The following is a 5396-nucleotide window of genomic DNA, read 5'->3' on the forward strand; positions in this document are numbered from 1 at the left end:
TTATTTATGCAGATAACAATGGAATTGTGATTGCTAAGGAAAAATTAGTTTAGCTCCACAATATAAAGGAACGTGTAATGGTGAATCATCAAATTAAAGTGATACAGGCTTTAGCTTCATCTTTGACTGAAGGTGGACGTGGCGTGAGTGGCACTGCTTTTCCCCAGCAACCTGAAAAATCACTCAAACTTTATGAGTTTGAAGGTTCGCCATTTTGCCGCCGTGTGCGTGAAGTTTTAACTTTATTAAACCTGGATTATGAGGTTTATCCTTGTCCGAAGGGTGGGCAGAAGTACCGCAAAATTGTCAAAGAAAAAGGTGGAAAAAAACAGCTCCCATTTTTTATTGATGAAAATAATGGAGTTCAGATGTATGAATCTCAGGACATTATTCATTATCTGTTTAAGCATTATGGCCGAACTGGAACCACACCAAAAAAATTTACCCATTATCCTAAAATTCCTGTCGCTGCATTTGCTGGAACCATCATTAATGGAGCACGCGGTGTCTGGATTAACCAGAAAATTAAAGATCGTGCAGCACCCGCTCAACTTTTGGAATTATGGGGTTTTGAAGCCAGTCCTTTTACCCGTGTGGTACGAGCGGTATTAACCGAGCTTGAACTACCGTATATTTACCATAATGTGGCTAAAGAGCGCTGGCAGGATATGGGACCGGCAGTACTGCGTTTAAAACCTGGGAAATATCAACCTTTATCGGGCGGCAAACGTGAGAAGATTGTTGAAATGATGGGGCGTGATATTCAGGTTCCTTATTTAGTCGACCCGAATACTGGGGTGAAAATGTTTGAGTCGGCACAAATTGTGAAATATTTAAACCAGCAATATGGTCAGTAATCCATTATGAAGAATGAAACCGCTAAAGTAGCGGTTTCTTTTGTTCTATTTATTTAATCTAGGCTAAAAGCAAAGTGCGTCATGCACAGCATGATATTCAGAATATTGAATGAATAAATGATAGATAAATCATCGATTGAAACTTTAAAGTTTTTATTTTATGGTGTTAATTTGAGCAGGCTGACAGCAGCATAGCAAATAAAACCGATCAATTATTAATATAAAATTCATTAAATTACCTAATTTTAGGGATGTTATTCAGAGTGTTTTGCTGACTATAGTAAACGCTGATAACAGGGGGTGATGTGTGTCAAAGTTAGAAACGATTTTACCGGTACCGGTTTTAATTGTTGAAGATGAAAGTCTAATTCAAGAACGATTAAAAAATATATTGACAGAACTGGGCTATAGCAAAGATATGCTTATTTTTGCTAAAAACTTGCAACAGGCTTTTGTGGAAATAGAACAGCAACCTATTTCCTTGGCTCTGGTCGATCTGGGACTTCCTGACGGCAATGGTATAGAGCTGATCGAAAAGCTGCGTACACTGGATAATAATGCCATGATCCTGGTGATTTCGGCTTGGAGTACTCAGGAAAGTTTATTTTCAGCGATCAAGGCCGGTGCGACTGGGTATGTTCTGAAAGAGCGTGATGATGCAGAAGTGCTGTTGTCTATTCGCAGTATTTTACGTGGCGGTGCACCGATAGACCCTTTTATTGCACAAGAAATTCTAAAACAAATCTCGGCTGCGGTTTTGCCGGCAGCGCATGATCAAAAAATTCTAGATGCAGATATGGAGCTGTTAACCAATCGGGAAACCGAAATTCTGAATCTGGTCGCTCAGGGCATGAGTAATCGGGAAATAGCTGAACAATTGTTTGTGTCTAAATATACGGTGGAAAGTCACATCAAGCATATTTACCGAAAATTGTCGGTGACCAAAAGAACCAAAGCGGTGAGTGCAGCACGATCCTTAGGGATTTTATGAAGCGGTTTATCGCGCAGTATTTTTTTATTCTTGTGCTCAGTCTGCTGAGTCAAAGCAGTTATGCGAAAAGAACTGAAAACATTAATTCACAATGTGCAGTGCATATTGATTCTATTCATGCTGTTCAGACCAGTTCAGCTACGTTTTTACCTCAACAAGGCTGGGAGTCTGTAGATTTACCTGATCAATGGAATAAGCGCTGGCCAAATTATAATGGCGGAGTCTGGTATAAGATCCAATGGAAATGGTCTTGCCAAAATAATACCAAACTCACAGAACCGATTGCCTTTTTAATTGATTATATTAATTCTGCGGGTGCTGTTTATTTAAACGGCGATTTAATTTGGAAAAATAAAAATCTGCACGAACCTTTATCAAAAAGCTGGAATGTACCCCGTTACTGGATTTTACCGATTTCGGGATTAAGAGCTAAAGAAAATGAAATTTTGATTTATGTGCGTGGCAATGCTTTTCAATCTCCGGGATTAGGCAGTATTTCCTTTAATAATGTGCAAAAAAATGATGAGGTCTATGAAAGTAAAATATGGAATCGTCGAACATTATTTCAAATTAATATAATTTTATCCATCACTTTCGCAGTGATTTGTCTGGTGATCTGGTTATTAAGACGTAAAGAAACCACATTTGGATGGTTCGCTTTAAGCTGCTTTTTATGGGTGTTATTTATTTCAAATGTACTGAGCACAGAAAATTTTCCCTATCCCACCTCTCTGATGGCTGCTCAAGCCAATTTAGTCTTTTTTGTGCTTTATATCATTTGCTTCTGTATTTATTTATTAAGATTTATTCAAACGTATTTTAGTCGGCTTGAACCAGTCATTCATTTAATCACTGGTCTTGTGATTGTGAGTATTTTTATTACACCGCCACAAGAAATATATTGGGCCTTTTCACTGATATTTTTAATATACATTGTTTTGTTTTTTATAACCTATCTATATGTCAGCTACCGCGCCTTTCAAACCAGACGTTCCGATTATGTATTTTTAGCCATTTGTTTGACCGGGATTGTCGTATTTTCATTTTTCGATCTTCTATTATTATCCTCAGCAATGGAATCAGATACTCGACCATTATCACCTTATACCTCACCCATTATTACCTTTTTTGTGGTGGTGATATTAGGCGCCAGACTGGCACATAATGTGAAAAAGATAGAAGCATTTAATGCTCGGCTAGAAGTAAAAGTTCAACAGGTCAGTGATGACTTAAGCTCTAGTTTGAATGAAAAACACCAATTAGAGCTTGAAAATGTCAAATTACAAGAAAGAATCCATTTATCTCATGATTTACATGATGGTTTGGGCGCGTCGCTGGTACGCTCAATGATTTTAGTGGATCAAAGTGCCCATAATATTTCAAACAAACAATTTTTATCGATGCTGAAATTATTAAGAGATGACCTCAGACAAATTATCGATAGTGGCTCATCAGCAGATAATAAGATACCAGTTAGTCCGGTACTGTGGGTTGCACCGGTAAGGCATCGTTTTAGTCAGCTGATGGATGAGCTGGATATTCGTTCTAAATGGATTTTTCCGCATGAATGGCAAGCAGTACCGAGTGCTTTGCAATGTCTCACTTTAATACGGGTTCTAGAAGAAAGTCTGACCAATATTATTAAACATAGTCAGGCCAAGCAGGTAAAAATAGCGATGGTTTATCTCACAGAAAATCAGTTTATTTTGAGTATAGAAGATGACGGTGTCGGTTTTAATACGGATTGTGTCGCGCAACAAGGATTAAGTATCGGCATGCGTAGTATGAAAATGCGTTTGGAGCGGATGGGTGCCGAGCTGGAGTTATCTTCTGAGCCAGGCCGCACGATCATCCAGGCGATCGTAAAACTGAAATAAGCAATTAAATATGACTTACATGATTAAATATCAGTTGGCATTCCATCCGTTTATAAAATTTGCAAAAAATTAAAAAGCAGGAATATTTATAATGATCTTCTGGGAGAAATAGAAAGTTTTAATCTATATCTGAAAAGCTGCGATATAAAATAAGGGGAAAATGAATTTCCCCTTATGTTTTAAGTGATACTAAATCAGTTTATTCTTCATCTGCAGCAGGCAACAGCATCAGAATAGATTCATTTAACAAGTTTACGATGTCTTCTAAAATGTCGGGATCATATAGATTTTCATCGAGTAATACCGGATTGCCATCTGCCAGCTGTTTTAAAATTGGTGAAAATGCATCTGAAATACAAATGCCTTCACCATTGGCCCAAAACAGTAGTTCATCTTCGTCTTCGGTATAAAGCAGACGTGATGCCGGCTCGAGTATGAGTGAATAACCCTGATCCAAAGCTTCTTCCAGATCACCTGTACCAATGGCTTCTGCCTCAGGAATATTTTCAGGATATTTAGGCTCTGACATCAGGCTCATCAGCGCATCTTCCAGCACGGTCGGATTTTGTAATTGTGCTAAAAGCTCAGTCTTTAAATACTCAAGTTCATTTTGGCTGATTTGACCAATCGGGCTGATTTTGTCACGTAAAATGTCTTTAAGTGGATTTTTTAATAATTGATCCGCAGCAAATTTATCACTGACGCGATCCATCATTTCCGCCACATTTGGCATGCGGAAACCAAATGAGTAGGTTAGGCAGTCATCTTCAGCTACGCCGTAGTGCGATAAACCTGGTGGGACATAAAGCAAGTCACCCGGAGCAAGCACCTCATCAAAATTGACTTCCATGTCTGGCAGTAATTTTAGAGGCTGACCTGCAACGAAGTCAGTATCTGCATCACATATTTGGCCCAATTGCCAACGGCGATGACCATGACCTTGTACCAGGAACACATCATAAAAGTCGAAATGCTTACCGACAGATCCACCTTTAGGTGCATAAGACACCATGATGTCATCACGGCGCCACTGCGGAATGAAGGAAAATTTTTTCCACAGCTCGGCCAGGTCAAAGGAATAATGGTCTACCGCTTGAACCAGCAGGGTCCAAAGCTTGGGCATCTTCTGGAAATCTGCCTTAATTAAAGGTGAAGATTTTACCGACCACTGGTTTGGATCTTTATCTTTTTGCTTGATGAGGCGGGCACTGATATTTTCATCCAGAGCCAGTTCCATGACATCTTTTGGTTCTAAAAGATTTGCAATTTCAGGAAGTGCATTACGTACCAGTAAGGGTTTTTTTTGCCAATATTCAGCAAGGAATTGTTCAGCGGTAATTCCGCCTAATACGTCTAAGGTTTGGGACATTGCTAAAACTGCTTAGTAAATTTGGATGTATTTTCGCGTGAGTCAGTCTGGGGTGCAAGCTGAAGTTGATTTTCTAATCTTATTATTTTTTTGGATGTTTATCATTTAAGTCAAATTATCTTTTATTTAACCATTAGGTCTTTTTCATAAATCAAAAAATATTCAATATTAAATTTTTAAAATCAGCACTGCCTCATATTTAATTGATTTTATTTTTATACCTTTGAGTAGGCAATCTCTCTACTTTTGAAAGGTCAAAAGTAGACAAAAACCTTTTGTTTTGGACTGCCACCACTCTCCTA

4 protein-coding genes are annotated in these 5396 nt (G+C 38.4%); 3 read left to right on the top strand and 1 reads right to left on the bottom strand.

Translation table 11 applies throughout. The annotated features are described in order from the left end of the window. Positions 1 to 77: 77 nt before the first annotated feature. From B2Y23_RS03670 to B2Y23_RS03680, 3 genes are all read left to right on the top strand, one after another. Complete coding sequence (locus B2Y23_RS03670) at positions 78 to 857, top strand: glutathione S-transferase N-terminal domain-containing protein (protein ID WP_291356964.1); 780 nt, start codon at positions 78 to 80, stop codon at positions 855 to 857. Between the two features lie 307 nt (positions 858 to 1164). Continuing rightward, a complete protein-coding gene (locus B2Y23_RS03675) occupies positions 1165 to 1848 on the top strand; it encodes a response regulator (protein ID WP_291356962.1) in 684 nt (227 codons plus the stop codon). Then, positions 1845 to 3725 carry a sensor histidine kinase gene (locus tag B2Y23_RS03680; RefSeq protein ID WP_291356960.1) on the top strand — a complete coding sequence of 627 codons (1881 nt, stop codon included), beginning with the start codon at positions 1845 to 1847 and terminating at the stop codon, positions 3723 to 3725. Before B2Y23_RS03675 ends, B2Y23_RS03680 begins: the two co-directional genes overlap by 4 nt. A gap of 199 nt (positions 3726 to 3924) precedes the next feature. Here the strand turns inward: B2Y23_RS03680 and B2Y23_RS03685 are convergent, their stop codons facing one another. Then, positions 3925 to 5094 carry a cupin domain-containing protein gene (locus B2Y23_RS03685; RefSeq protein ID WP_291369090.1) on the bottom strand — a complete coding sequence of 390 codons (1170 nt, stop codon included), beginning with the start codon at positions 5092 to 5094 and terminating at the stop codon, positions 3925 to 3927. Positions 5095 to 5396 lie beyond the last annotated feature (302 nt).

The organism is Acinetobacter sp. UBA5934 (assembly GCF_002430855.1).
Classification (GTDB): Bacteria; Pseudomonadota; Gammaproteobacteria; order Pseudomonadales; family Moraxellaceae; genus Acinetobacter.